Source organism: Barnesiella sp. CU968 (assembly GCF_905219685.1).
Lineage (GTDB): Bacteria > Bacteroidota > Bacteroidia > Bacteroidales > Muribaculaceae > Lepagella > Lepagella muris_A.
In genome coordinates this window covers 1-4,199 of sequence record NZ_CAJMXD010000257.1, presented here as the reverse complement: position 1 = coordinate 4,199, position 4,199 = coordinate 1, and the positions used below count along the sequence as shown (strand labels likewise).

Sequence of the window (4,199 nt, the reverse complement as noted above, 5' to 3'; positions counted from 1 at the left end):
GTTTATTGTTTTTACAAGCAGTAGTCGGCATACGAGCTCCTCTCTGGTCTCGTGGGCTCGGAAATGTGTATCAGATACAGCGATATTCCTTCCATCGGGCACCAAGTCCCATATAATCGTTGGAAGTGAGATCTATTCCCAGCAAATCCGTACGGTCCTGCGGGATATTGCGAAGCCTGTTTTCCGCATCGAATTTTTCGAGAATCTTCCGGTATTCGTCAAATGGAGTCATTGCCATACATTTCCGCAATTATTTTCAACAAAGCATCGCAAAGTTTCTCAACCTGAGTGTCGGATACAGCGAGATAAGGCGGCATTATATATGCGTTTTTTCCAAACGGACGGATCCATACCCCCTCTCTTACACATTTTTTCTGAAACACACCGAGATTGACATTATCTTTGAGCTGTATAACGCCTATGCCCCCCAGTATTCTGACATCATCCACTGATTTCCAGTTTTTCGCTATGGAAAGCTTATCACGCATAATCTCTTCTATCCTGTGTATGCGTTTCTGCCAGTCTGACTGTAGCAACAGGCGGGTAGATGCCAGAGCAACAGCGCAAGCGAGAGGATTGCCCATGAATGTCGGACCATGCATCATGCAGCCTGACTGGGAGGCGGATATTCTGTCGGCTACATTTGCCGAAGCAGCTACGGCGGCAAATGTCATGTATCCTCCCGTGACAGCCTTCCCGATAAGCATTATATCCGGTTCCACGCCTGCGTGTTCCCATGCAAATAGTTTTCCGGTGCGTCCGAATCCAGTGGCAATTTCATCAAATATCAGCAATATGCCGAGTCTGTCGCATGTCTGGCGCAATTCACGGAGATATTGCGGATGGTAGAAACGCATGCCTCCGGCACCCTGCACTATCGGTTCAAGAATAACACCGGCGAGAGTTGCGGCATTTTCTTCAAGGATTTCAAGCATCGGTCTGAAGTCTTCGGGATTCCATTCCTCACCGAACCTGCATTGCGGTGCTGGCGCAAAATGCCTGACAGGGAGAGCCGGACCGAATGCCCCGTGCATGCCGGTCACAGGATCGCATACGGACATGGCGTTCCAAGTGTCGCCATGATAGCCGGAGCGTATGGTGGCGAAGTTTGTTTTTGCAGGATTGTCGCAAGCCTGAACAGCCATCTTCATAGCCACTTCCGTAGCCACAGAACCTGAATCGGCATAGAAAATATGGTTCATGGAAGGGGGCAGAATGGAGAGCAGCAGTTTGCCGAGGTCAATTGCCGGCTGGTGTGTAAAGCCTCCGAACATGACATGCGACATTTTATCAATCTGAGTTTTCAAAGCCTCATTGAGCACGGGGTGGTTATAACCGTGTATCACGCACCACCACGATGACATACCGTCGATCAGTTCAGTGCCGTCGGCAAGGGTGATTACCGCTCCTTCCGCGTGATCTACCTTATAGGTGGGAAGCGGGTCATGAGTCGATGTATAAGGATGCCACAGGTGGCTGCGGTCGAATTTGTCGTGAATGCTGTCCATGTCAGTCAATGAAAAAAACCTTTACAAAATTAAACAAAATATGCAAGGAATTCAATTTTCAATTGCGAAATTTAGATTGTGTCATCACCTGTTCGCGCAACGATATTGCAAAACAGCTTCTTATGTCATGGGTCCTGGGTGCGCGATAGATGTCACACCGGATCGACATCATAATAAATAACCGAGGTTTTAATCTGCGGAATCTCTGCCAGTCTTGCGTGCGCGGCGCGCAGGATATCCTTGACCTTTTTCATGGAAGCTCCAGCCTCTATCTTAAGCATGACAGACTGGATATACCACAGTGCCACCCGGCTTACGAATGGTTTTTCCGGTCCGAGCACTCTGTCTCCGAATATATCGCGCAAGGCTTTGGCAAGAATGACGGCACCCATGTCGGCTGCCGCTGCATCCTTGTTTTTCAGGTATATGTTTATTATGCGGGTGAAAGGGGGATATGAATACCGCTTGCGTTCTTCGAGTTCCTCGTTGTAGTATGCCTTATAGTCGTGGGCACGCACATGACGGAGAATGTTATCGTCAGGCTTTGTTGTCTGAATGAATACTTTGCCGGTATCCTGTCGCCTTCCCGCTCTTCCCGCAACCTGCTCAAGCATGTTGAAAGCTCTTTCACTGCTTCGGAAATCCGGAAAATTCAACAGAGTGTCCGCATTGATAACTCCCACCACCTTTACTTTCTCGAAATCGAGTCCTTTTGAAACCATCTGAGTCCCTACAAGAATATCTGTCTGGTGGCTTGCAAATTCCTCGATTATTTCCTGATAGGCATCTTTATTGCGGGTCGTGTCAAGATCCATTCTCGCGATTCTGTGTTCAGAGAACTCCTGGTGCAGCTCTTCCGCAATCCTTTCAGTGCCGTAGCCGTAGACCTCAATGGAATTTTGACCGCATGCCGGACAAAGTTTCGGAATCGGTTGGCAATATCCGCAATAATGGCATTTCAAAAGCCCTGAATTTTTATGATATACCAATGACACGTCGCAGTTGTGACATTTGGGAGTCCATCCGCATTGCTGACAGACCACAACAGGAGCGAATCCGCGACGGTTCTGGAACATAATCGCCTGTTTTTCCTCGGCAAGGGCATCTTTTGTGGCAAGTCGAAGCGGCTGCGACAATATTCCCTTGTTAAGTTTCTTTTTTCGTTGCAGGCGCATATCTACTATTTCAACATCGGGAAGACATGATCCTTCGAATCTCTCTTCAAGACTTACGAGACCGTATTTTCCCGAACATGCCTTGAAATATGTCTCGACAGATGGTGTCGCAGAGCCGAGAAGAGTGCTTGCTCCGTGCATCGAAGCGAGCATTATCGCCGCATCTCTCGCATTATATCGCGGAGCCGGATCGTACTGTTTGAAGGAGGATTCATGTTCCTCGTCAACAATGACCAGTCCGAGGCGCGCGAAAGGGAGGAATACAGAAGAGCGTACTCCAAGAATAATCAGAGGCTCGTTTGATGACAGAAGGCGTTTCCAGACATCAACACGCTCGTTGTCCGAGAATTTTGAATGGTATATCAGCAGCGTGTCTCCGAAAACCTTCCGCAGCCTGTCAGTCAGCTGAGTCGTGAGTGAGATTTCCGGCACAAGATAGAGAACCTGATTGCCTGATGCAAGCGCCGATGCTATAAGGTGAGTGTAGATTTCGGTTTTTCCTGAGCCTGTGACACCATGCAGAAGAGAGACCTGATGGTTTCTGAAAGACTCCTTCAGGCTCACAAGGGCTTTCGATTGCGCGTCTGAAAGAGGGGAGAGGCGGGGGCTGTGGTTTGCCGGAGCCGGGTTGAACCTGCTTAAAGTCTTCTTGACCATCCTGAATATCCCTTTGTCCACAAGGGCGCGGATCACGGACTGTGACGCCCCCGAGACTTCAATCAGTCTTTCCCTCGTCACATCCTCGGCTTTTTCCTGGTGCCTCATCCATCCCGAAAGCTCAAGAAATGCGATAAGTGTCTTTTCCTGCTGCCGGGAGCGGGATGTCATGTCGAAAAATTCATGAAGCTTTTCGTTGTCGTTTTTGTCTGCCGTAAGTTCCACGAAAGTCATTTTCCTGGGACGGTATCTTTCCACAACTTTTTCATCGATTTCCACTATCCCGGTTTCCATAAGTGAGTTGATCGTGCGTGTTGCATTCTTTATCCCGGTTGTGGATTCGATTTCAGAAATCTTAAGCCGTTTCTTGTTCTGCAGGGATTGTATTACCATAGCCTGGCTTTCATTTAGCCTGATGCCCTCCGGCATTTCAAAATCATTGTTCAGACTTACAAATGTTTCGCTTTCCGGCTTTAGTCCGGTGGGAACAGCCGCCTTGAACACCTCTCCCGGAGAACACAGGTAATACTCTGCAATCCAGTGCCAGAGTTTCAGCTGAGGGTACCTGACCACAGGCGTCGGGTCAAGCAACGCCATAATCTGTTTTACATCGTATCCTGCCGGAGCCTGGGAGTGAATATGCTCCACAATACCAGTGTAATACTTTTTTTTGCCGAACTGCACGAGCACACGCGACCCCTTGCAGAGGTCGTGTCGCATCTCTTCCGGGATCTCATAAGTGAATGTGGAATAGAGAGGCAGCGGCAATATTATTTCGGCATACATGATGCAAAGTTAAACAAAACATCACTAAATCATGTATATAATTAGGATTATTTTGCTAAATTTGCAACTTGAA

2 protein-coding genes and 1 pseudogene are annotated in these 4,199 nt (G+C 48.3%); all 3 read right to left on the bottom strand.

Features of this window, described 5'->3' with window-relative positions:
* Window positions 1-70: 70 nt before the first annotated feature.
* The 3 genes and pseudogenes from JX312_RS09810 to priA all read right to left on the bottom strand — a co-directional run bounded on the left by JX312_RS09810 (window position 71) and on the right by priA (window position 4,126).
* Window positions 71-232: a hypothetical protein gene (locus tag JX312_RS09810; protein WP_204457862.1), complete on the bottom strand. Its 162-nt coding sequence runs from the start codon at window positions 230-232 to the stop codon at window positions 71-73.
* Window positions 219-1,490: pseudogene (gene bioA, locus JX312_RS09805) on the bottom strand (adenosylmethionine--8-amino-7-oxononanoate transaminase); the annotation flags it as partial. The gene JX312_RS09810 and the pseudogene bioA, both read right to left, overlap by 14 nt.
* A gap of 170 nt (window positions 1,491-1,660) precedes the next feature.
* Window positions 1,661-4,126 carry a primosomal protein N' gene (gene priA / locus JX312_RS09800; protein WP_124030939.1) on the bottom strand — a complete coding sequence of 822 codons (2,466 nt, stop codon included), beginning with the start codon at window positions 4,124-4,126 and terminating at the stop codon, window positions 1,661-1,663.
* Between the last annotated feature and the right edge of the window lie 73 nt (window positions 4,127-4,199).